19 protein-coding genes, 1 tRNA gene and 2 pseudogenes are annotated in these 21,823 nt (G+C 67.6%); 4 read left to right on the top strand and 18 right to left on the bottom strand.

The window, feature by feature from the left end; genetic code table 11:
* Positions 1-2 precede the first annotated feature (2 nt).
* The 7 genes from SAZ01S_RS02555 to SAZ01S_RS02525 all read right to left on the bottom strand — a co-directional run bounded on the left by SAZ01S_RS02555 (position 3) and on the right by SAZ01S_RS02525 (position 8,525).
* Entirely contained in the window at positions 3-1,067 is a 1,065-nt protein-coding gene (locus SAZ01S_RS02555; RefSeq protein ID WP_084579743.1) for an ExeA family protein, read from the bottom strand.
* Positions 1,068-1,103: 36 nt separating this feature from the next.
* Positions 1,104-2,693: a hypothetical protein gene (locus SAZ01S_RS02550; RefSeq protein ID WP_084579741.1), complete on the bottom strand. Its 1,590-nt coding sequence runs from the start codon at positions 2,691-2,693 to the stop codon at positions 1,104-1,106.
* A complete protein-coding gene (locus tag SAZ01S_RS02545) occupies positions 2,690-3,568 on the bottom strand; it encodes an AAA family ATPase (RefSeq protein ID WP_084579739.1) in 879 nt (292 codons plus the stop codon). Before SAZ01S_RS02545 ends, SAZ01S_RS02550 begins: the two co-directional genes overlap by 4 nt.
* Positions 3,569-3,571: 3 nt before the next feature.
* Complete coding sequence (locus SAZ01S_RS02540; RefSeq protein ID WP_084579737.1) at positions 3,572-5,095, bottom strand: XrtA system polysaccharide chain length determinant; 1,524 nt, start codon at positions 5,093-5,095, stop codon at positions 3,572-3,574.
* Positions 5,095-5,736 (bottom strand): XrtA/PEP-CTERM system exopolysaccharide export protein, encoded by a 642-nt coding sequence (locus SAZ01S_RS02535; RefSeq protein ID WP_439951206.1) that lies wholly within the window; start codon positions 5,734-5,736, stop codon positions 5,095-5,097. The genes SAZ01S_RS02540 and SAZ01S_RS02535 overlap by 1 nt, the downstream gene beginning before the upstream one ends.
* 93 nt (positions 5,737-5,829) lie before the next feature.
* Positions 5,830-7,041 (bottom strand): pyridoxal-dependent decarboxylase, exosortase A system-associated, encoded by a 1,212-nt coding sequence (locus SAZ01S_RS02530; protein ID WP_084579733.1) that lies wholly within the window; start codon positions 7,039-7,041, stop codon positions 5,830-5,832.
* Complete coding sequence (locus SAZ01S_RS02525; protein WP_174596077.1) at positions 7,038-8,525, bottom strand: acyl-CoA ligase (AMP-forming), exosortase A system-associated; 1,488 nt, start codon at positions 8,523-8,525, stop codon at positions 7,038-7,040. The genes SAZ01S_RS02530 and SAZ01S_RS02525 overlap by 4 nt, the downstream gene beginning before the upstream one ends.
* A gap of 88 nt (positions 8,526-8,613) precedes the next feature.
* Here SAZ01S_RS02525 and SAZ01S_RS02520 point away from each other — a divergent pair, with 88 nt between their 5' ends.
* From SAZ01S_RS02520 to SAZ01S_RS02510, 3 genes are read left to right on the top strand one after another with little or no spacing between them, the layout of a single operon-like run.
* The gene (locus SAZ01S_RS02520; RefSeq protein ID WP_139809905.1) at positions 8,614-8,871 is read left to right on the top strand and encodes an acyl carrier protein; all 258 of its coding nucleotides are present in this window, start codon (positions 8,614-8,616) and stop codon (positions 8,869-8,871) included.
* On the top strand, positions 8,868-9,509 hold the full coding sequence (locus tag SAZ01S_RS02515; protein WP_084579729.1) for a hypothetical protein: 642 nt from the start codon (positions 8,868-8,870) through the stop codon (positions 9,507-9,509). The genes SAZ01S_RS02520 and SAZ01S_RS02515 overlap by 4 nt, the downstream gene beginning before the upstream one ends.
* Complete coding sequence (locus SAZ01S_RS02510) at positions 9,497-10,246, top strand: serine aminopeptidase domain-containing protein (RefSeq protein ID WP_084579727.1); 750 nt, start codon at positions 9,497-9,499, stop codon at positions 10,244-10,246. The genes SAZ01S_RS02515 and SAZ01S_RS02510 overlap by 13 nt, the downstream gene beginning before the upstream one ends.
* A 7-nt stretch (positions 10,247-10,253) precedes the next feature.
* On the opposite strand, the gene trxB is transcribed toward SAZ01S_RS02510, so the two are convergent.
* The 11 genes and pseudogenes from trxB to SAZ01S_RS02460 form a co-directional block, all read right to left on the bottom strand.
* Positions 10,254-11,225, bottom strand: a complete 972-nt coding sequence (trxB, locus tag SAZ01S_RS02505) for a thioredoxin-disulfide reductase (protein WP_084579725.1) — start codon at positions 11,223-11,225, stop codon at positions 10,254-10,256.
* A 139-nt stretch (positions 11,226-11,364) separates the two neighbouring features.
* Positions 11,365-11,502 carry a hypothetical protein gene (locus SAZ01S_RS23925; protein WP_167693050.1) on the bottom strand — a complete coding sequence of 46 codons (138 nt, stop codon included), beginning with the start codon at positions 11,500-11,502 and terminating at the stop codon, positions 11,365-11,367.
* Between the two features lie 80 nt (positions 11,503-11,582).
* Positions 11,583-12,833 carry a cyclic di-GMP phosphodiesterase gene (locus SAZ01S_RS02500; RefSeq protein ID WP_167693049.1) on the bottom strand — a complete coding sequence of 417 codons (1,251 nt, stop codon included), beginning with the start codon at positions 12,831-12,833 and terminating at the stop codon, positions 11,583-11,585.
* A 239-nt stretch (positions 12,834-13,072) separates the two neighbouring features.
* A pseudogene (locus SAZ01S_RS02495) lies at positions 13,073-13,363 on the bottom strand (transposase); the annotation flags it as partial.
* 73 nt (positions 13,364-13,436) lie between these two features.
* Positions 13,437-13,559 (bottom strand): annotated as a pseudogene (locus SAZ01S_RS02490) (IS481 family transposase); the annotation flags it as partial.
* A 144-nt stretch (positions 13,560-13,703) separates the two neighbouring features.
* Positions 13,704-15,548, bottom strand: a complete 1,845-nt coding sequence (locus SAZ01S_RS02485) for a methyl-accepting chemotaxis protein (protein ID WP_084579719.1) — start codon at positions 15,546-15,548, stop codon at positions 13,704-13,706.
* Between the two features lie 23 nt (positions 15,549-15,571).
* Complete coding sequence (locus SAZ01S_RS02480; RefSeq protein ID WP_167693048.1) at positions 15,572-16,795, bottom strand: OprO/OprP family phosphate-selective porin; 1,224 nt, start codon at positions 16,793-16,795, stop codon at positions 15,572-15,574.
* Positions 16,796-17,384: 589 nt separating this feature from the next.
* Positions 17,385-17,461: transfer RNA gene (locus SAZ01S_RS02475), tRNA-Met, on the bottom strand.
* 42 nt (positions 17,462-17,503) lie between these two features.
* Complete coding sequence (locus SAZ01S_RS02470) at positions 17,504-18,016, bottom strand: 2'-5' RNA ligase family protein (protein ID WP_084579715.1); 513 nt, start codon at positions 18,014-18,016, stop codon at positions 17,504-17,506.
* Entirely contained in the window at positions 18,013-19,944 is a 1,932-nt protein-coding gene (locus SAZ01S_RS02465; protein WP_084579713.1) for a potassium transporter Kup, read from the bottom strand. Before SAZ01S_RS02465 ends, SAZ01S_RS02470 begins: the two co-directional genes overlap by 4 nt.
* Positions 19,945-20,110: 166 nt before the next feature.
* A complete protein-coding gene (locus SAZ01S_RS02460; RefSeq protein WP_084579711.1) occupies positions 20,111-20,581 on the bottom strand; it encodes an Lrp/AsnC family transcriptional regulator in 471 nt (156 codons plus the stop codon).
* Positions 20,582-20,715: 134 nt separating this feature from the next.
* On the opposite strand from SAZ01S_RS02460, the gene ald reads away from it, so the two are divergent.
* Positions 20,716-21,822 carry an alanine dehydrogenase gene (ald, locus tag SAZ01S_RS02455; RefSeq protein ID WP_084579709.1) on the top strand — a complete coding sequence of 369 codons (1,107 nt, stop codon included), beginning with the start codon at positions 20,716-20,718 and terminating at the stop codon, positions 21,820-21,822.
* The last annotated feature ends 1 nt before the right edge of the window (position 21,823 follow it).

Below are 21,823 nucleotides of genomic sequence, written 5' to 3'. Positions count from 1 at the left end.
GCTCAGGCCGCGCCGCCGCGCAGCGTATCGAGATCGATGCCGCTGCGGCCATCGTCCTTCTCTACCCAGTCGACCAGCAGCGCCAGCACGCGCCGCAGCGCATCGGACTGCGAGGCGACCTGCGCCTCCAGTTCGGCGACGCGGCGCTCCAGCGCGCGCGTCTCGGCCGATCCGGCGGGGGCGGCGCGCAGTTCCGCGACGCGGCTGGGCCGCGGCGTCTCGGGGATCGGCGCGGGCTCGGGCGCCTCCTCGATCACGCTTTCCTGCTCGATATCGTCGATCACCGCGGCGATATCGGGCGCGCCGAAATTCTCGATCGCCTCGACCGCGCCGTAGAGCATCACCCGGCTCGCCAGCTGGTTGAGCCGCCGTGGTATCCCGCCCGACCAGCGATGCATCGCCGCCAGCGCATCGGTGGTGAAGCGCGGCCGGCCCTGCCAGCCGACCAGCGTCAGCCGGTGCATCAGATAGGCCTCGACCTCCTCCAGCTCCATCGGCGCCAGGTGGTGCATCGCGATCACTCGCTGCCGAAGCTGCTCGAACGCCGGCCGTTGCAGTACCAGCCGGAACTCGGGCTGGCCGAGCAGGAAGATCTGCAGCAGCGGATAGCCGCCGGCCTGGAAATTGGAGAGCATGCGCAGTTCGTCCAGGCTTTCGGAGGGCAACGCCTGTGCTTCGTCGACCACCAGCAGCGTGCGGCGCCCGGCGCGGGCGATCGCGTGCAGCCCATGCTCGATCGCCGAGAGAAGCGCCGCCTTGGACAGGTCGTCGCCCGCGAGCCCCAGGCCCTGCGCGACCAGCCGCAGCAGATCGTCGGCGCGCAAATGCGTGGAGACGATCTTGACGACGTTGAGCCGCTCGCCATCGAGTTCGGCGAGCAGATGCCCCATCAGCGTGGTCTTGCCCGCGCCTGGATCGCCGGTGATGACGACGAAGCCCTCGCCCTGGCTGAGGCCATAGCCGAGATAGGCCATCGCCTTGCCGTGCGTGGCGGTATCGAACCAGAAGCGCGGATCGGGTGTCAGCTGGAACGGCCGGCCGCTCAGCCCGTAATGATCGTCCATCATCGTTGCAGTCTCCGGAGCGGCCCCGCTCCCTCCATGCTAGAAGTCATAGCGCGCCCCGATCAGCCCCTGTGCCGATGCCTGGTCCGGCCCGTCGCGTAGCGAGCCGTACAGGCCTGCCGTCGCGGTGAGGCTCAGCTGGCCGAGGCGGTGCGTGTAGGCGGCGTTTGCCCCCCAGCCGAACACGGCGGTGCTGCCGGGAATGTCGCCGTCATAATAGCTGGCGAGCAGGTTCATCCCGACCGTCCCGTTCCGACCGGCAGCGAGCGCGGCGAACGCCTGGGCGTAGAAGCTCTCGTCCCAGCTGCCGCCGGCCGTCGTCGCGACGCCGACGGGAGTGAGGAAGTCGCGCCGGGCAACGCCACCGCCGACGCCCAGCCGGGTCGTTCCGCGGCTCCACACCGCATTGGCGGTCATGCCGCGCCCGCGATAGGCGGCCGTCGCGGCCGAAGAGAAGGCGCCGGCGATGCAGCCGCCCGCCGCCGCGCCGCTGGTGCCATAGATGCAGGCGCCACCCTGGCTGCCGAACGGGTCGGCGGTGGTGACGAACCCGACCGGCAGCGCGGCAAGGCTGCCGCCGACCTGCTGGCCATAGGTCTCGACCGTATCGTAGACCGCGACCTGGATGCCGCTGCCGGTGCTACGCTGATAGGTGAAGCTGCCGGTGTAGCGCATCGCACCGTAGCGCCGCCCGATCCGCAGATCGAGCGCGGTGCGACGGCTGGGGCGCCAGAGCACCCCGCCGTCCCAGAACAGTCCATCGAACGCATAGGCGATGCGCTGCGGCGTCGCCGGATCGGTGACATAGCGCCCTGCTCCGTCGACCACGGGCTGGCCGCTCAGGGTCAGCACCGGATCGCGCTGGCGAACGGTGATCCGCTCATAGCCCGCGCCGCCCACCAGCGCGGCGGTGCGCGTGACCGGGACGATCGCATCGCCGCGTACCGAGCTGCTGGCGAAACGCTGGTCGAGCTGGCTCGCCGCCTCGCGCACCAGCCCGCCGGTGACGCTCACGCCCACCGGCAGCAGTGCGCCGGGCTTGGCGCCGATGCTGGCGTTCAGCGCGTGCGAGGTCGAATGATCGAACCGGTCCAGCTGCGGCAGCGCCGCCGGAATGCCCGTCGCGGTCCCGTCGTCGATCTGGGTGAAGCCGAAGCGATAGGCTCCCTGCACGAACAACGGCCCCAGCCGGCTGTCGAGCTTCGGCCCGGCATAAGCGGAGTAGAGCTGGCTGGCGTTGCGCGCGGTCGCCGCATTGCCATTGAGCGCGTCGCCGCGGGCATCGGTGCGGGTACGGGTGGCGACGGCCCCGCTCTCCAGCGTTACCCCACGGGCGACGGCGATCCGTGCCTGGGCCAGCCCGTTATGGCTGTCACCCGATTGCAGGCTGCCCTTTTCGGTGAAGCGGTGCTGATACTGGTAGCTCAGCTGCACCTGCACGCGCCGCGTGCGGATGCTGCCGTCGATCCCGGCACCCAGTTGCGAATAGGTCAGCGTCTCGCCGCCGTTGAGCTCGGCGGTAGCGACCTGGCTCACCTCGAGATAGGGCGTGACGGTCGCGCGGCGCTGGGCGGCCGCGGGCGCGATCGCGGCGGCGCAGGCGGCCAGCACGATCGCACCACGAATCACCGGCCGGCCTGCGCGTAATAGCTGCCGAAGCGCCGGCCCTGCGGCTGGAACGACACCGCGTTGAGCACCAGCTGGATATGCTCGCAGCCATCGAGCGCGGCGACGGCGGCGCGCAGATCCTCTTCGCTGGTGCGGTCGGCGCGCACCACCATCATCGTCTGGCCGACATGCAGCGCCAGCACCGATGCCGGCGACGCGGCCAGCGCCGGGGGCGAATCAAAGATCACGATGCGGCGCGGATTGGCGGCGGCCAGCCGATCGAGCATCGCCCGGGCGCCGTCGCTCGCCAGCAGCTCGGTATCGCTGACGCTGCGGGCACCGGCGGGCAGGATCGCAAGCTGCGGCACATCGGTGTCGACAATGCATTCCTCGACATCGATCTGCCCGGCCAGCGCATCGAGCAGGCCGGGCCGCCCCTCGCCGATGCCGAGCCGCTTCGAAACATCGGGCTTGGCGAAATCGGCATCGGCCAGCAGGATCTCGACGTCCTTCTCGGCTGCCATCGAGAGCGCGAGGTTGATCGCGCAGAAGGTCTTGCCCTCGTCCGGCTGGGCCGAGCAGACCAGGATCATCCGCGCGCGATCGGCATCGACGCCGGCGACGCCGCGGGCGGTGAGCAGCAGCTGGCGCTTCACCATCCGGAACTCCTCGGCGAGCGGGGTGATCGGCCCGCCGGGCACCAGCAGGCCGGCATCGGCCAGCCGCCTGCGGTCGATCGATACCAATGGGCGCGGGTGGACGGGCATTTCCGCCCGCGACTCCGGCGCGGCGGCGCTCGCCTGCGGCTTTGGCGCCTCGTCGGGCAGGCCGGGCATCATCGCGACCGCGCGCTGGATCAGCGAGCCATAATAGCGCTTGGGGCTATGCTCGTTCATCGCTCAGGCCCCCGCGCCATGGTGGAACATCACGAGCAGCAGGATCGCCGCGTAGACGGCACCCAGCCCCCCCACCGCACCGAGAAAGCGCTGCAGTTGGCGGCGACGGCGGACTTGCTGGGCCGGCGTGATCACTTCGCCGATCGAGCCGATCACCGGCATCCCGCTCGCCTTTTCCAGCCGCATCGCGGTGTCGAAGGTGGTGCGCAGCTTGGCGAGCAGGAACGCCACCGCCACGCCTGCGCCGAGCCCCGCGACCAGCACCGCGGTGAGCAGCATCGGCCGGTTGGGCGCGCTGGGCGCATGGGGTTGGGTCGGCGGGTCGATGACGCTGAACTTCACCGCGTCGGTCTGGCTCTGTGCCTGGCTGCTGATCCGCAGTTGCTCGCGGTCGGCGAGCAGTTTGGCATACTGGTCCTTCAGCACCTGATAGTCGCGATCGATCTGCCCCTGCTCCGCCGCCACCTGCGGCGCCTGGCCGAGCTTGGCGCTGAGCGCGGCAAGGTCGCCCTGGATCTGCGCGCGGCGCTGGTTGAGCGCGGCGACCTGCGCCGCCTTGTCCGCCTGCATCGAGCGCAGGCTGAGATAGAGCGGATTGGCGAAGCTGCCGCCACCGCCGCTGCCCGCCGCCGGCTCGCGCGCCGCGGCGGCCTGGGCGCTGGCGATCTGCTGGCGCAGGGCGATCACATCGGGATGCGCCTCGGTAAAGCCGCGGGCGCGGACCTCGGCGAGCTGCGCCTGGAGATCGGCGAGCCGCGCACGTGCCGGGCCGGTGCCGGTGACGATCCCGCCCTGCCCCGCAACGCTGGCAGGCGTGCCCGCCATCTGCGCGTTGACCGCGCTCAGGCTGCTCTGGGCGGCGGCGAGGTCGCTTTCGATCTGCCCCAACTGCTGCTGCGCCGCGCCGATCCGATCGTCGAGCGAACCGGTGCCGGGCAGGCTCCCGAGGAAGCGCGACTGGAAGTCGGCGCGCTTGGCTTCGGCCGCCTGCAGCGCCTGTTGCCGCTCGGCGAGCTGCTGGTCGAGGAACGTCAGCGACTGGCTGCTCTCGTCGCGGCTGTCGGCGAGCTTGTTGTCGCGGAACAGCGCGATCAGCTTCTCCACGACCTGGCGGCAGATCGCCGGATCGGCGCCGGTCACCGCGATCTCGAACAGATTGTCCTGCTGGGCGGTGAGCTTGATCGCCTTTTGCAGCCCGGCGATGCGCGCGCCCAGGTCCGCCGGTTTGGTGATCGTCCTGGCGAGATCGGTGCCGCGGACGACCTTTTCGAGGTTCACCGAGCTGGTCAGCGTCTGGCGGATGCGATCGATGTCCTGCTGCTGGCCGGCCGTGCCCGCACCGCCGTCGCTCGGCAGCACCTGGCGCAGTTCCACCAGCACGCGCGCCTTGGATTCATAGCTGTCCGGGATGCGGGACACGGCGACCCAGCCGATCACGCAGATCGCCCAGGCCACCGCCAGTGCGAGCGTGCGGCGCATCCACACGGCATGGATCGCGCCGCGCACCTCGTCGAACAGGCTCCCCATCAGAACATGCTCTGCGGGATGATGATCACGTCGCCCGGCTCCAGGCGGACATTGGCGGAGGTGTCGCCGCTCTTCAGCAGGTCCGACAGGCGCAGCTTGTATTCGCGCTGCTGGCCGGTCTGCGGATCATAGCGCACCAGCCGGGCGCGGTTGCCAGCGGCGAATTCGTTGAGGCCGCCCACCGCGATCATCGCATCGAGGATCGACATGTTGGCACGATAGGGCAGCGAGGCAGGCTTCTCGGTCGCGCCGACGACGCGGATCTGCTGGGCGAAGGTGCCCGAGAAATTCTCGACGATCACCGATACGATCGGATCCTTGATGAATTCGCTGAGCGCGAGCTTCAGGTCGTCGGCGAGCATTGCCGGCGTCTTGCCGACGGCCGGCATGTCGTTGATCAGCGGCGTGGTGATACGGCCATCGGGGCGCACCTGCACCTTGGTGGTCAGCTCCGGGTTGCGCCAGACGAAGATGCTGAGCTGGTCGAGCGGGCCGATGACATATTCGTCGCTCGGCGCCTGCTTGGCACCGACAAAGCCGGCGGCAGGCAGCTCGGGGCGCGCATGCGGGGCGCCGCACGCCGAGAGCAGCGCCGCCAGCGCCAGCGTCGCCGCCGCCTTGATCCCGAACGAAACCGCCATTGCCATGCCTCCAAGCGGCAGCAAGGCGGATTGCCGCACGCCCCTGCCGGAGCACGCGCTATGGCGCAGGACGCGTAAATTTACCGTTAGGCGTCAGACCCCGGCCAGAACCTCGCGAACCGGCGGGTGGCCGAGAAATGCCTGCGGGCTGGCGCTGGCGCCGTACGCGCCCGAAGCGAAGATCGCGATCAGGTCGCCCACCTCGGCGCGCGGGAGCGCCACCCGGTCGGCCAGCCGGTCGAGCGGCGTGCAGAGCGGGCCGACCACGCTCACCACTTCCTCGACCGGATCCTGCATCCGGTGCGCGACCGCGACAGGATAGTTGCGGCGCACGACAGTACCGAAATTACCGGTCGCCGCGAGGTGGTGGTTGAGCCCGCCATCGACGACCAGGAAAGTCTCGCCTTGGCTTTCCTTCCGGTCGACCACGCGCGCCAGATAGATGCCCGCCTCGCCGACCAGCCAGCGGCCGAGCTCGATCGCATAGTGGGTGTCGAGCCGATCCAGCTCCCCCGCCAGCGCGCTACCCACCGCCTTGACATCGAGCGGCACGTCGCCGGGGAAATAGGGGATGCCGAAGCCGCCGCCGAGGTTGACCAGCGGCGGCAGCGCCCCTGCCTCCTCCGCGAGCCGGGCAGCGAGGCCGATGGTGGCGGCCTGCGTCTCGATCACCGCCTCGGCCGACAGCGCCTGCGACCCGGCATAGATGTGGAAGCCCCGCCAGTCCGCCCCTGCCGCGATCAGCCGCCGCACCAGCCCCGGCACGCGCGCCGCATCGATGCCGAAGGGCGACGCCCGGCCGCCCATCTTCATCCCCGATCCGCGCAGCTCGAAATCGGGGTTCACCCGCACGGCGAGCCGCGGCGCGACCCCAAGCCGCGCGCCGATCGCCAGCGCGCGATCGGCCTCGCCTTCGGATTCGAGGTTGAGCGTCACGCCGGCGCGGATCGCCGCTTCGAGTTCGGCGTCGCGCTTGCCCGGCCCCGCGAAGCTGATCGCGGCGGCCGGCATCGCCGCGAGCGCCTTGTCCATTTCGCCCGCCGAGGCGACGTCGATGCCGTCCACCTGCTGCGCGATCGCGGCGATCAGCGGCGGGAACGGATTGGCCTTGATCGCATAGTGCAGCGCCACCCGCTTTGGCATCGCCGCACGGAACCGCGCGATCCGCGCCGAGACGGCGGCCATGTCATAGAGGTAGAGCGGCGTCCCTGCCGCCGCCCAGTCGGCAGCGCCTTGCCCGGCGACATGGAGCACCGCCTGTTCGGCAAAGTCGGCCGGAATCGGCCCGATCGGCTTGGCGTTCATGCCACTTCTCCCTTGAGCCCGGCGCGATCGAGCTTGCCATTGGCGTTGCGCGGCAGGCTTTCGCGCCAGATATAGCGGGCCGGCTGCTGGAAGCTCGGGAGTTCCCGCCGCAGCCGTGCGCGCAGTTCCGCCTCCCGGCTGCCATCGCCCCGCGCGACGACCAGGATCGCCTGGCCCAGTCGCGCATCGGGCACGCCGAACGCCACCGCCTCGCTGGTCTCGCCGCCGGCGACCACCGCTTCCTCGATCTCGGTGGGGCTGATCCGGTTGCCCGAAGACTTGATCATCTCGTCGTCGCGGCCGACGAAACGGAGCAGCCCGTCGGCGTCCTCGGCCACGGTGTCGCCCGACCAGACCGCCGTCCCAGGATGCGCGGCAAAGGCCGGCGCCGGGCGAAAGCGCAACGCCGTACGCTCGGGATCGCGCCAATAGCCCTTGGCGACCAGCGGCCCGGCATGGACGAGCTCGCCCTGGGCCGCGCGCCGCCCGTCGACATCGACGACCAGGATCTCCGCGAACGGGATCGCACGGCCGATCGATTCGGGATGCGCATCGACCAGCGCTGGATCGAGATAGGTCGAGCGAAACGCCTCGGTCAGGCCGTACATCGGATAGAGATCGGCCTCGGGAAAACGCTCGCGCAGCCCCTGCACCAGCGGCCGGGTGAGCGCGCCGCCCGAGTTGGTGAGCCGCTTGAGCCTCGCCGCCGCTTCCGCCGGCCACTCGGCTTCGAGCAGTTGCACCCAGAGCGGCGGCACCCCCGCCAGCGACGTGATGCCGAACCGCTCCACCGCCTTCACCACGTCGCGCGCGGTGAGATAGTCGAGCGGTACCACCCGCGCGCCGGCCGCCCAGGTCGAGAAAAGCTGGTTCTGGCCATAGTCGAAGCTGAGCGGCAGCACACCCAGCACCCGGTCCGCGGGCGCGACCTTCAGATAGTGCGCGACACTGATCGCGCCCAGCCACAGATTGGCATGGCTGAGCATCACCCCCTTGGGCCTGCCGGTGGAGCCGGAGGTGTAGAGGATCGCCGCCAACGCATCGGGGTCACCGTGCGCCGGGGGCAGCAGGTCGCTGCCGGCCAGTTCCTCCTCGGTCACGATGCGGCAGTCTGCGGGCACGTCCCCCGGCGCCAGCGCCGCCAGCCGCGCCTGCTGCGTCACCAGCAGCCGCGCGCCGCTGTCCGCCAGGATATGCGCGACCTGCGCGTGCTTGAGCGCCGGGTTGACGGGCACATGGACCAGCCCGGCGCGCGGCGCGGCCAGCGGCAACAGGCAAGCGGCGCGGGTCTTGGGCAACCAGCTCGCCACCCGCTCGCCTGCCGGCAGGCCGTGGGCAGCGAGCGCATGCGCCATGCCGCCCACCGCCGCCTCCAGCCCGGCATAGGTCAGCGTACCGGCCTTGTCCTCCAAAGCAATGGCGTCGGGCGCGCCACGCAGCGGCAGCGCGTCTATAAGATGCGGGGCAGGATCGAGCGCGATCATGCGACCACCCATAGTCTTGGCAGCGCCGCCGCCAAGCCTTACGGAAGCGCAAAGTTTTTGCAGGGGATACCCATTGCGGCCTGAAGCCATGCTCGAAGTCGAAACCACCGTGCGCGGCGTCTTGCGCGACGTACTCGGTTTGAGCGACGATCGCGTCGCGGCGTTCGAGGCGGATACCCCGCTGTTCGGCGCGCTGCCCGAGCTCGATTCGCTCGCCGTGGCCGGGGTGCTGACGGAGATGGAAGACCGGTTGGGCATCCTGATCGAGGACGACGAAGTCGACGGGGAGATGCTCGAAAGCTTCGGGACCCTCACCCGCTTCGCGGCGCGAAAGTCCTTGGGGTGATCGAACCCTATGACTGGGCAGGCGGCCGCGAAGCGATGTTGCGCTTCGGTCCCGGCAGCGGCCCCGTCGTCATTGCAGCGCTTCCGCTGTTCGAAGAGGCGAACCGCATGCGCGGTTTTGCCGTCACGATCCTGCGCGCGCTGGCCGACAAGCACGGCATCGCCGGCGTGCTGCCCGAACTTCCCGGCACGGGCGAAAGCCTGATCCCCAGCGAGCGCATCGCCATTTCCGACTTGCGCGCCGGCTTTGCCGCAGCGGCACGCACCGCCGGCGGGCGCGCCTATTCGATGGCGATCCGCAGCGGCGCGCTGCTCGACGGCAGCGTGGTGGTGCGCCGCCGCTGGCATTTTGCCCCCCAGCCCGGCGACGCGCTGCTGCGCGCGCTGCGGCGGCTGCATCGCAGCGGCGGATTGCCCCATTATGGCGGGCACCGGCTCCCCGACGCGTTTCTCGAAGAGTTGCCGGACTGCCATGTCGAGCCCGCCCGCACCCTGCGGCTCGAGGGGGACACGCGTCCGGCCGATCGGCTCGTGCCGGGCCGTGCCTTGTGGCGCGAACCCGCGCCATCGCAGGACAGCGAGCTCGCCCATCTTCTGGCGGAAGACATTGCCGCCTGGGTCCGCGCGTGCGAAGCCTGATCAGCTTCCCCTGCCTGGGTGACTTGCTGATCGGCACGCTCGACAGCGCGTCCGGGGATACCGGCCTGCTGATCGTCTCTGGCGGCAACGAGATCCGCAGCGGCCCGCATCGCAACATGTCGCAACTCGCCCATCGAATCGCGGCGGCCGGTCACCCGGTGTTTCGCTTCGATCGCCGCGGCGTCGGCGATTCGGGCGGGCTGAATCACGGTTTTCTGGAGAGCGCCGCCGACATCGCGGCGGCGGCAAGCGTGTTCCGCCGCGAGGCAAAGCTGCGCCGGGTGGTGGGGTTTGGCAATGGCGACGCCGCAAGCGCGCTGACCCTGTTCCACGCGCAGGCGCGGATCGACGCGCTGCTGCTCGCCAACCCGGTGGTGGTCGGGCCGCCCAAGACGCCGGATCTGGAAGAGGAAACCGGCGCGGCGAACCGCGGCTGGATGCGGCAGATGCTCGGCCGGGTCGCGGCGCGTCGCCCCGAGCCTGCGCCCAGCCTGCTCGGCGAGCTTGCGGCCGCGGTCATGCAGAGCGAGGTGCCGATAACGGTGTTGCTGGCGACGCGGGACCCGATCGCCGCCGATTTCGCCGACGCGCTGCACAAGCCGGCATTCGCCGCGACCGGCACGCGCATCCGCCGCAAGCAATTCGATACCGCCAGCCATGATTTTGCCGGCACCACCGACAAGGCCTGGCTCTACGAGCGGGTGATCGAGGCGCTCGCCGAGCAGCGAGCGCCCTGATCGTCGGTTACTCGGCCGCCTGGGCCACCGTCTCGAAATCCGCCGCGGCCAGGAATCGCTCGGCATCGAGCGCCGCCATGCAGCCGGTGCCCGCTGCGGTAATCGCCTGGCGGTAATGCTTGTCCATCACGTCGCCACAGGCGAACACGCCCGGCACGCTGGTGTTGGTCGTGCCCTTCTCGACCTGGATATAGCCGTCGTCGTCGAGCGCGATATGGCCGCGGAACAGCTCGGTCGCCGGATGGTGACCGATCGCGACGAAGCCGCCATCAACCTCCAGCGTCGAAAGCTCGCCGGTTACCGTGTCCTTCAGCTCGATGCCGACCAGACCTTCGGGCTGGCCGCCGCCGAGGAAGCGCACGACTTCCTTGTTCCAAGCCACATTGACCCGCTCGTTGGCGAACAGGCGCTGCTGGAGGATCTTCTCGGCGCGCAGCGAATCGCGGCGGTGGATCAGCGTCACGTCATGGCTGTGGTTGGTGAGGTACAGTGCTTCCTCGACCGCGGTGTTGCCGCCGCCGATCACCGCCACCTTCTTGCCGCGGAAGAAGAAGCCGTCGCAGGTCGCGCAGGCGCTGACGCCCTTGCCCTTGAGCAGCTCTTCCGAGTCGAGGCCCAGCCAGCGCGCCTGGGCGCCGGTGGCGATCACCAGCGTGTCGCCGGTATAGACGGTGCCGCCGTCGCCGACGAGACGGAACGGGCGCTGGGTCACGTCGACCTCGACGATCGTGTCCCACATCATCTGCGCGCCGACATGCTCGGCCTGGGCCTGCATTTCCTGCATCAGCCACGGGCCCTGGATCACTTCGCGGAAGCCGGGATAATTCTCGACATCGGTGGTGGTCATCAACTGGCCACCGGGCTGGATGCCCTGGACGACGATGGGGGCGAGGCCTGCGCGCGCGCCATAGATGGCGGCCGAGAGGCCGGCGGGGCCCGAGCCCAGGATCAACATGCGGGTAGAATGGGTGGCGGTCATGCTCTGCTTTCCGACGAATCTTCGATGCCGCTTCTAGGGACAGGGCATCGTCGGAAGCAACATGGCGTCGCGCGATCGATCTGCAACGGCGGACCGGAACGGAAAAGCTGTTACGGCCTCAAGACGGAATTGGGCGCGATCAGCGCAGGATCCACACCGCCACGCTCGCCCAGAACAGCACGCTGCCCATCGCCATCAGCAGCAGGCTGCGCGACGCAGCCGGATCAACGCCCCGGCCCTCGACCAATTCCGGCGGCAATTCCCGCAACATACGCATGTACGCTACTCCGTTCAGATCACCCTCTTCCTGTTCTTGTTATAGACGATCCTGATCGGTGTACCGTTCAGGGATTCTGCCTAAGGTTCTGCCGATGTCGGTACCGGTGCCGGCGCATACAAGTCCAACGCCGGAATCGGGACCGGGGCGTCGGCCTCGTGCTCGAAGTCGATAATGCCGTCCTCGGCCTCGGCGCCGTCCAGCACCAACACGCTCGGCTCCAGGCTCGCCTGCTCGGCATAGGAATAGAAGACGAGCAACCGCGTGCGCGACGCGCGCTTCCCGTTTTCGAGAACGAGGGCCAGCCGATCCGAGGCAAGCCGGACCAGCAGGCCTGGCGGAAAGAGCTGGATGCTTTGCATGAATGCGAACAGCAGCGGGCGATCGAAATGCCCCTCCCAGCGCCACATCTCGCCCAGCGCCCGCGCCGGCAGCCAAGCCTGCTTATAGGCCCGATGCGAGGTGAGCGCGTCATAGACGTCGCAGATCGCCCCCATCCGGGCCGGCAAGCTGATGCCCGCGGCCGCCTGCCGATCGGGATAGCCGTTGCCGTCCCAGCGCTCATGGTGATGCAGACACACTTCCAGGGCGAGTTCCGGAATGGTGGGATCCTCGCGGAGCAGCGCGACGCCTTCCTGCGGATGGGTCCGCACCAGTTCCAGTTCCTCCGGCGTCAGGCGGCCCGGCTTGTCGAGCACAGCGTCGGGAATGGCGACCTTGCCCACGTCGTGGAGCAAGCCGGCCAGCCCCAGCGTCCGCACCTGCTCCTCGTCCAGCGCAAGGTGGCGGGCGAGATTGACCATCAGCGTGCAGACCGCGACCGAATGCAGATAGGTATATTGGTGCTTGCTCTTGAGCTGCAGCACACGAAGCAGCGCCGGCGCGTTGTCATCGAGCTCTGCGGAAATGCTGTCGACCAGCGCGGCGACCTTCTCTTGCGAAACCGCTCGGCCCAGCCGGAGATCGTCGAACGTGCCACGCACGGTATCCAGCGCCCCGGTCACCAGCTTCGCGGCGCGGGCCTCCTGCGACTTTAACGCGGTGGAACCGGCACGCCACATCGGGACGCGGAGGCGCCGCGACGGCGCTCCTTCGGGCTGGGCACCGCTATCCGGTTTGGCGAGGGAGTCCGGCACGCGGTCCGCCTCGCCGACGGGCTGCGACTTGTCGAGATCGACGATGACGCCGCCATTGAACGCGCGGAGCTTCTGCAGGTCCTGCGGATCGGTGAGGAGGAAGCGCACGCGCCAAAACGGGTGCTGCCACCAGGATCCCTCAAACCCGTGGATGAACATGCCCAGTCGGACATCCTGCGCCGGCAGGGTCTTCAACGACCGCATTGCGCCCTCACCTCCCGCCCCAAGGGGGCGACCCGATCCCAGAACGCCAGCCGAACCCCATGCTTCCCTCCCGCGTACCCGTAAGGGCCGCCGGGTCTGGCAGAGCGCCCGAACAAATTAATCGGACAAAAAAGTTATCCCAACACTAATGCGCGCGTGCAGGTGACAGATTGACCGCGCACAAATCCCGCGGTGCTCGTGTGGAAATGGTGGTGGCGTGGCACCGCGGCAGCGCGCTCGGCCATGCGCCGCGGCTCGAGGACGGTCGGAAAGTAGCTGCCCTTGCGTAGCTTGGGGATCCGCAGCTCGACGGTGCCGGCCCGGGTCTGCCAATCGCGGTCACGGTAACCGTTGCGCTGCACCAGCCGCGTCGGTGGCTTCTCGCCATGCCCGGCACCGGTCAGCGCGCCAACCTCCATCTCCATCAGCCGCTCCGCGGCGAATGCGATCATGTCCCGCGAAATATCCGGGTCCGGGGTCTTCTCCACCAGCAAACGCAGGTGCATCATCGGATCGGTCATCGTGGTTCCTTCCGTCCGGTTCGAGTGTCGCAACCCAAACCTGCCCGAAAATCACGGTGACCAACTCTGCCCCCTAGGTGTTTGGTCCCAGGATGTGATGGCTTGGTTTGACGATAAAGGCATCGGGCTTTGATTTCCATAGGGCGTTGATGGCGTCATAGGGCGTCCTGAACTTCAAAGCCTTGAGCTGCACCGCAAGCGGCCGCAGGCAGCACGGCCCGCTCCAACCGACGTCCGCCTGCTCGTGCCGCACGGAAACCATACACGCACGTCGGCTGAGACCTGAATCAACAGGGCCGGGAGCGACCCCGGCCCTGTATTCTCACCAAGCTTCCGAGGATCAGAAGGTTGTCCACTCGTCCGCGCTGGGGAGCGCGCTCGCCTTGGCGGGCGCGGGTTGGGTGGGGCGGAAGCTTACCGGCCCGGTGCGCTTGCTGGCGCCCCCGCTCAGTCGCACGCTGCCCTCGCCTCCGATGTTGAAACGCTCGGCTTGTTTGGCCAGCGTCACGACTTCCGAATTCAGCGTTCGGGCGGCCGCAGACGTTTCCTCCACCATCGCCGCATTCTGCTGGGTTGCGGTATCCATCGCGCCAATCGCAGCGGAGATCTGCGTGACGGCCGAGGCCTGGGCCTGATTGTCCGCCGCCATGCTGCTGAGCAGTGCGTGAACTTCGCCGACGTCGCCACTGATATTCGCGAGCGCGCCATCGACGCGCTCGACCATGCCGACCGCCGCGCCGATATCGGACTGAGTCGCGGTCAGCTGATCGCGGGCGCGGCCGGCTTCCTCCTCCGCACGCATGGCGAGTGCGGAGACGAGATCAGCGACCACCGCGAAGCCGCGACCCGCCTCGCCCGCGCGGCCAGCTTCAACGGCGGCGTTCATCGCAAGCACGCGGGTCTGGAAGGCGATCTTGTCGAGCCCCTCGATCACGCTGTCGATGCCCTTGGCACTCTCCGACACTCGGCTCATCGCCTGCATCGCTTCATCGGCAATCGTCCGACCGCCCGACACGGTCGAAATTGCCCCGTCGGCGCGTGTCAACGTGCTGCCGGCTGCGATCGCCGTTGCCTTGAGCCGCTGGTCCATTTGCGAAACGGCGGCGGAGGTCTCCTCCAGGCTGGCGGCATTTGCTTCCGTGCGCCGGGCGAGATCTTCGCTGGCCTGCGCGATCTCGTTCGAGCCGGTCTTGATCGCCGCAGTCGATTCGATCACCGACCCGATCAACTCGCGGAGGTTGGCGATCGCATCGTTGAAGTTTTGGCGGAGCACCGCATAGGCGTTGGGAAACTCGCCCGCGATGGAAGCGGTCAGGTCACCACGCGACACCATGTCGAGCTTCTCCGAGATCGTCTCGGTAACGAAATTCTGCTCTTCCAAGGCCTTGGCCGCCTCGGCATCGGCGATCTGCTTCTGTTGCGCATTTTCGCGGAAGACGAGCATCGCCTTCGCCATCAGGCCCACTTCGTCCGCGCGATCCACCGCAGGAACATCCACTTGCGTGTCGCCATTGGCGAGCCGGGTCATCACGCCCGTCATCCCCACCAGCGGTCGAACGATCGCGCCAGCGAGCAGCCAGGCCATCGCGCCTGCGATCACGACAGCACCGAGCGCGCCGATGATCACGGCTGCCACCGCGCCGTTCTTGGCGGCGGTCATCGCCGCGCGCTGATCGACCATCACCTGCTGCTGACGTTCCCGGATCTGGCCGACGATCTCACGAACCTTCGGCAATTGTTTGCGGCCCGAAATTTCCTGTGCCTTGGCGCGCGTGGCGGGATTGCGGGCCAGCGCGATCAGTTCGGCGAAGCGGCGATTGTTCAGGTCGCCCACCTCGGTCCGCAGGTCGCGCAGCCGCTGCTGCTGGTCCGCCAGCGGATTGCCGGTCTCGAAGCTCTTGGCCGATTTCTCAAAGGCAGCGATATTGCCCTTATATTCGTCGAGCAGTTCGTCTCGGCCGAGCATGGCAAAGCCGCGAAGCGCGTTTTCCTGCTGGATGATCGCACCCAGCATGGCTTCGCCTTCCTGGGCCATCTTGATGCTGTTGGCATTGGACTCGGAGATCGTCGCCAGCGTGCTAAGCGACCAGTAGGTATATGCGCCCGAGGCCATGACGACGAGGATGACGGCCGCGAATGCGGCGATAAGCTTGCCTGACAGATTCAGGCGACTGATGATGGACATGTTTCTCCCCTATCCGAGAGGTTTCAAAGAACGATTTGAGCGCGGAGCACGAAGGTGGTTCCATGGTCGGTGCGCGGGCCGCTTCCGGCCATCCGCTGGTCGGGCGCCATCCGCCAGGCTGTGACGTTGCCCATCAGCCGCATCTGGCTGCTCAAATACCAATTGACGCCGCCGGTCACGCTCGAGCCGGTGTTGCGGAAGCCCGGCATGGTGAACCGAATGTCCTCATAGCGGGCAGTGAGTTCCACTTGCCCTGATCCACCCTGAAACACAGAGCGCGCCACGATCGGTCGACCGAAGCCACCGGTAGCGGCCGCATACGGCGGAGCTTCGCCCGTCAGGAACCAGCCTGCCGAGAGGCTCTTGGCGGTGGTTTGTGCTTGCGCGCGCGGCAGGTCGATCACCCGTCGACCGGCTTCCGCCATCATCCACACCGGGCCGAGCACGCCGCCCGCTTCCACGCCCGTGCCATGATCACCGCGCGCGCCGAGCAGCGGCGGCGAGGGCAGCACCGTACGCAGGTTGAGGCCATGTGCGACATTGGTGTCGGCGCCGAGCGTGCGGGTGCCGCCCGTGAATCTCTCATCGAACCTCCACGCGCCGACATGAAGGATCGCGCCGTCACGCTTCACCGGGTTCCAGTGCCCGCGGGCGAGGCTTGTGCGGTCGCCCGTCTGTGGATGGTTCGCATCGATGTCGTTGCCGGTCACCGCAAAGGATGCGTGCCAGTCGCGGCCGATCAGCCGTGCTTGCGCACCGAAACCGAAGCCGCCGCGGTCGGGCGCAATCGCGCTGGCGACAAAATTGGGCTCCGCAAAGGGCAGCGCCTCCCCGCCCGAGCTGCCCTCGACGCTACGATCGTTCTGCAGGTTGCCGGCCAGGACATCGGCGGTGAGCCCGGCCACCTTGCCGCGCCAGCCGACATACGCCCAGAGCACGTCAGCGGAACCGGAAGCAAACTCTGTCTCGAGCTGATAAACGACGTGGTCGGCCACGGTGCCGGCAAAGCCGAGATGTGCCGCGCGCACGCCGCGGTCGCCGCGATTCCTCGCAGCGTCCCGTGCGCCGCTCGTAGTTTCTCCATCGATGATCAGCTGTGCCAGCGGCCGAAGGGTTGACCCTCCATCGGGGAAGACCAGGACGGGGGACCCGTTCCGAAATTCTACATGCGAGCCGCGTGATTTGCCCGGAGACTGCTTCGCGTTCTCCGCAGCATCATTGCCGATCTCGTCCGCTGCCGCCGCCACAGCAGCTTCATTCGGAACTTGAGAGGATGAAACAAAAGAGGATGGTATTGCGCCCAATAATAGAAGCGCACAGCAAAAGCTTGGAACCGCCATCTAGCATCCTCAGGCGTCGACGGGCACTCTACCCTGTCATCTGCAACACCATGGACACTTTATAGAAACGTTTTCCTCGGAGTTGATGCGATGCCTCTAAAATTTGAAGGGGTAGGTAATCGCCCGCGGGGCGCCATTTAGCCAAGCTCGTGACAGGAGCGATCGAGGTTCCAAACCCGCTGCGCGGTGGTGGCGCAGCGCTACGCCCGGCGGCGGGCGAAACGATCCTGCTCACCGAACGAGGCACGCCGCGCGGCTGGCGCTAGCCGGAGCGACGCCGCCGGAGATCGGAACGGTGACGGGCCACTCGCTCCGCGACGTCCATCAGATCCTGGATTCGCACTATCTCAGCCGCGATCCCGCCCTGGCGGAATCGGCCATTCGGAAGCTCGAAAGCGGCTGATTTTCCGAGCTAAACGCCCAACTGGCGCACTCGCGTCACCCAAGGCCTCTTCTTCAACTCGGAAATTTACCGGTCAAATCAGAAGCTTGGGGATGGTAGCGGAGGAGGGACTTGAACCCCCGACACGCGGATTATGATTCCGCTGCTCTAACCAACTGAGCTACTCCGCCCCGAAGCGAGAGCGGGCCATCTATGTCGGGGAAGGCGATCCGTCAAGCGAACATGTGACGGGAATGCAATTCCCACGGGCCGCCCCGATACCACCAGCTGGCAAGCCCTGCTATTTCCACGGTTTTCGGCGTGAAGTCGGCTTCGAGCGCGCGCATCAGCGCCTTGGCCAGCACTGGCCGAACCTTGTTCTGCACCGTCACGTGCGGCCGCCATCGTCCCGCATCCTGCGGCGTCAGCAGCCCCGCAAAGGCCTCCAGCAGGCCGCCGCGAATCGCGTCGAGCGCGGGCGCCTCGATCCGGTAGGCGACTCCCTGCCCCAGCGACATCAGCCCGCTTACCCGCGCCTTGGGGGCCCGCACCCCGCGCGTTTCCTGCGACAGGCGATGCTGGAGCTCCTCCGCCACCGAGGGCGGCAGGTGGTGAAACAGTGTGAGGTGGGCATCGAGCTGGTTCCGCTCGGGCGGGAAATGCGCACGGCGAAGCGAATCGAACCAGGCCTGGTCCTGCCGACCGAACAGCGCGGTGACGATGAGCGGTGCCGGCGCTCCGCTCAAATCTCCACCTGGCTGCCCAATTCGACCACGCGATTGGTGGGAAGGCGGAAAAACTCCATCGCGCTTTCGGCGTTGCGCAGCATCCAGGCGAACAGCTTCTCGCGCCAGATCATCATTCCCGGCCGGGAGGACGGCAGCAGGGTCTGGCGCGCGAGGAAGAAGCTGGTTTCCATCATCTTGAACGCCGCCCCGCAGGCATCGACCGACTTGAGCGCCGCCGGCACGTCGGCCTCCTGCATGAAGCCGTAATAGAGGATCATGCGGTGGAAGCCCTTGCCGAGGTCCTCCACCACCAACCGCTTGTCCTCCGGGACATAGGGCACGTCGCTGATCTTGACGGTCAGCAGGATCACCCGGTCGTGCAGCACCTTGTTGTGCTTGAGGTTGTGGAGCAGCGCGTGCGGCACGCCGTCCGGCGTCGAGGTCATGAACACCGCCGTGCCGCGCACGCGGGTGGCGGCGTTGGCGGCCGATTCGATGAAGATCTGGATCGGCATCGCGCTTTCGCGCAGCCGCGCGATCATCAGCTTGCGGCCCTTCGCCCAGGTGGTCAGCAGCGTGAAGACGATGAAGCCGACCATCAGCGGGAACCAGCCGCCATCGGGCACCTTGGTGAGGTTTGCGGTGAAATAGGCGAAGTCGACCAGGAAGAAGACCATCAGCAGCGGGATCGCATAGCGCTTCTTCCAGTGCCACAGGTTGAACAGCACCACCGCCAGCAGGCAATTGTCGATCAGCATCGCGCCGGTGACGGCGATGCCATAGGCTGCGGTAAGATTGGACGACGTCTGGAAGGTGAGCACCAGCAGGATCACCATCAGCATCAGCGCCCAGTTTATCACCGGGATGTAGATCTGCCCCGCCGTCGCTGCGCTGGTATGGTCGATGCGCAGGCGCGGCACGAAGCCGAGCTGGATCGCCTGCTGGGTAACCGAGAAGGCGCCGGAGATTACCGCCTGGCTGGCGATGATCGCGGCGGCGGTGGCGACGAACACCAGCGGCAGCCGCAACGCTTCGGGCGCAAGCAAGTAGAAGGGGCTGCGCAGTGCCTCGGCGTCGCGGATCAACAGCGCGCCCTGCCCCATATAGTTCATCATCAGCGCCGGCAGTACGAACCACAGCCACGAGATGCGGATCGGATTGCGGCCGAAATGGCCCATATCGGCGTAGAGCGCTTCGGCACCGGTCACCGCCAGCACGATTGAACCCAGCGCCAGGAAGGCGCGCAGCGGATCGAGCATGAAGAAATGGACCGCATGGTGCGGCGACAGCGCCTGCAGGACGTACGGCGTCTGAACCAGGCTGAACACGCCCAGCGTCGCGATGACGAGGAAATAGACCATCATCACCGGCCCAAAGAACGTGCCGACTCGCGAGGTGCCGGTGCGCTGGATCGAGAACAGCATGACCAGGATCACCACCGCGATCGGCACCACCAGCCGGTGGAAGCCGGGCGCCGCCACGGCAAGACCCTCGACCGCCGACAGCACCGAGACGGCTGGGGTGATCATCGAATCGCCGTAGAACAAGGCGGTGGCGAACACGCCGAGCAGCACGATGCCCTGGGTCCAGCGGCGCTGGCCGCCCCGGCCGGAGATCAGCGCCAGCAGCGCCAGGCTGCCGCCCTCGCCCTTGTTGTCCGCGCGCATGATGATGGTGACGTATTTCAGCGTCACCACGACCATCATCGACCAGAACATCAGGCTGATCGCGCCCAGCACGTGCGGCGTATCGAGCGGCAGTTCGTGATGCTCGTTGGCGAAGGTTTCGCGGAACGCGTAGAGCGGGCTGGTACCGATGTCGCCGAACACGATGCCGATGGCACCGAGCGCGAGCTTCCATGTGGGGTCCTGGCCGTGGCCATGGGCACCATGCGGTTCCGAATCGGGGAGGAGCGCGGCAGCGTCTCCGGTCGCGGCGGTGTTCACCGTTGCGACTGACGCTGAGAGGTGCGAACCGACCTGGCCATAGTGACCTGTGTTCTCGTCATCATCAGGATGCGGGCCGTTAGCATGTGCAACATGCCCTATCAACAAGCGTGTCCAGGCGGCTAGACGCGCCAGCGCGCGGACCGTTCCGGAATGGCGAAGATAGTCATCGCGGGCCGCCGAACAAGGCGTCGCCCTCGCCGCGCGTCGGCACCTCGCGGAGCACGAAGCTGCTGTTGATCGTCACGACGCCGGGCAATCGGCCGAGATGTTCCCGGTGCAGCCGCTCATAATCGTCAAGATCGCGACACAGGATCTTCAGCCGGTAATCCTGCCCGCCCGAGACCAGCGCGCATTCGACCACCCCGTCGATCTTCCCCACCGCCGCCTCGAACTGGGCGAGATCCTCCTCCACCTGCGTGCCGAGGGTAATGTCGACCAGGGCGGTGACGCGGAAGCCCAGGCGACGATGGTCCAGCCGCGCGCCATAGCCGCGCAGCAGGCGGTTCGCCTCCAGCGCCTGGATGCGTCGGGTGCAGGCGGATTGCGACAGCCCCACCGCCGCTGCCACCTGGCTGACCGGCGCACGCGCGTCCGCCGCGAGCAGCTTGAGAATTGCTGTGTCGATTCGATCCATATCGCATAAAATGCGCGCAACATGCCCACACGCGCAAGATACATGCATAGACGCGCGCTCGCGCCCATGCGCTTTGCAGGGATTTGCGCCCCTCATCTGCGATAAAAAGCAGCATCAACATCAGGAGAGTTCCCATGCGCATCGGCGTTCCCAAGGAAATCAAGAATCACGAATACCGCGTCGGCCTGACCCCTGCCTCGGTGGCCGAGCTGGTGCATGCCGGGCACAGCGTGCTGGTCGAGACGCAGGCCGGCATGGGCATCGATTTCGACGATGCGGCCTATACCGCGGTCGGCGCGCAGATCGCGCCCGATGCCAAGACGGTGTTCGCCCAGTCGGACATGATCGTGAAGGTGAAGGAGCCGCAGGCGCAGGAAATCGCGCTGCTCGAGCCGCGCCACCTGCTGTTCACCTATCTTCACCTCGCCGCCGACAAGCCGCAGGCCGAGGGGCTGATCGCCTCGGGCGCGACCTGCATCGCCTATGAGACGGTGACCTCCAACTCGGGCGCCCTCCCCCTGCTCAAGCCGATGAGCGAAGTCGCCGGCCGCATGTCGGTCCAGGTCGCCTCGCACTATCTCGAGAAGGAACAGGGCGGTCGCGGCGAGCTGCTCGGCGGCGTGCCGGGCGTGGCGCCGTGCAAGGTCGCGATCCTCGGCGGTGGCGTCTCGGGCATCAATGCCGCGCAGATGGCGACCGGCCAGCGCGCCGATGTGACCATCTACGACATCAACAACGAGCGCCTGGCCGAGCTCGACATGCATTTCGGCAGCCAGATCAAGACCGCCTATGCCAGCAAGGCCGCCATTGCAGAGGCGGTCCGCACCTCGCAGGTGGTGATCGGCGCGGTGCTGGTGCCGGGCGCGGCGGCGCCGAAGCTCGTCACCCGCGACATGCTCAAGACGATGATGCGCGGCTCGGTGCTGGTCGATATCGCGATCGACCAGGGCGGCTGCTTCGAGACCAGCCGTGCGACCACCCATGACGATCCCGTCTTCGAGATCGACGGCGTGATCCATTATTGCGTCGCCAACATGCCTGGCGCGGTTGCCCGTACCTCGGCCTTCGCGCTCAACAACGCGACGCTGCCGTTCGTGCTGAAGCTGGCCAATCACGGCGCGGAAGCGGCGATGCGGGCCGACCGCCACCTCGCCAACGGCCTCAACGTCTCGGGCGGCAAGATCCGCCACCAGGCGGTGGCCGACGCGCTCGATCTGCCGTTTGAAGCCTGGGCAGGCTGAG

The organism is Sphingomonas azotifigens NBRC 15497 (assembly GCF_002091475.1).
Classification (GTDB): domain Bacteria; phylum Pseudomonadota; class Alphaproteobacteria; order Sphingomonadales; family Sphingomonadaceae; genus Sphingomonas; species Sphingomonas azotifigens.
This window is presented reverse-complemented; position numbering and strand designations above follow the sequence as displayed.

Bases quoted from the DNA above. Each gene is read 5' to 3' on its own strand.
- SAZ01S_RS02555 (WP_084579743.1), bottom strand. From the start codon at position 1,067: ATGATGGACGATCATTACGGGCTGAGCGGCCGGCCGTTCCAGCTGACA.
- SAZ01S_RS02545 (WP_084579739.1), bottom strand. From the start codon at position 3,568: ATGAACGAGCATAGCCCCAAGCGCTATTATGGCTCGCTGATCCAGCGC.
- SAZ01S_RS02540 (WP_084579737.1), bottom strand. From the start codon at position 5,095: ATGGGGAGCCTGTTCGACGAGGTGCGCGGCGCGATCCATGCCGTGTGG.
- SAZ01S_RS02535 (WP_439951206.1), bottom strand. From the start codon at position 5,736: ATGGCGGTTTCGTTCGGGATCAAGGCGGCGGCGACGCTGGCGCTGGCG.
- SAZ01S_RS02530 (WP_084579733.1), bottom strand. From the start codon at position 7,041: ATGAACGCCAAGCCGATCGGGCCGATTCCGGCCGACTTTGCCGAACAG.
- SAZ01S_RS02525 (WP_174596077.1), bottom strand. From the start codon at position 8,525: ATGATCGCGCTCGATCCTGCCCCGCATCTTATAGACGCGCTGCCGCTG.
- SAZ01S_RS02520 (WP_139809905.1), top strand. From the start codon at position 8,614: ATGCTCGAAGTCGAAACCACCGTGCGCGGCGTCTTGCGCGACGTACTC.
- trxB (WP_084579725.1), bottom strand. From the start codon at position 11,225: ATGACCGCCACCCATTCTACCCGCATGTTGATCCTGGGCTCGGGCCCC.
- SAZ01S_RS23925 (WP_167693050.1), bottom strand. From the start codon at position 11,502: ATGCGTATGTTGCGGGAATTGCCGCCGGAATTGGTCGAGGGCCGGGGC.
- SAZ01S_RS02485 (WP_084579719.1), bottom strand. From the start codon at position 15,548: ATGTCCATCATCAGTCGCCTGAATCTGTCAGGCAAGCTTATCGCCGCA.
- SAZ01S_RS02460 (WP_084579711.1), bottom strand. From the start codon at position 20,581: ATGGATCGAATCGACACAGCAATTCTCAAGCTGCTCGCGGCGGACGCG.
- ald (WP_084579709.1), top strand. From the start codon at position 20,716: ATGCGCATCGGCGTTCCCAAGGAAATCAAGAATCACGAATACCGCGTC.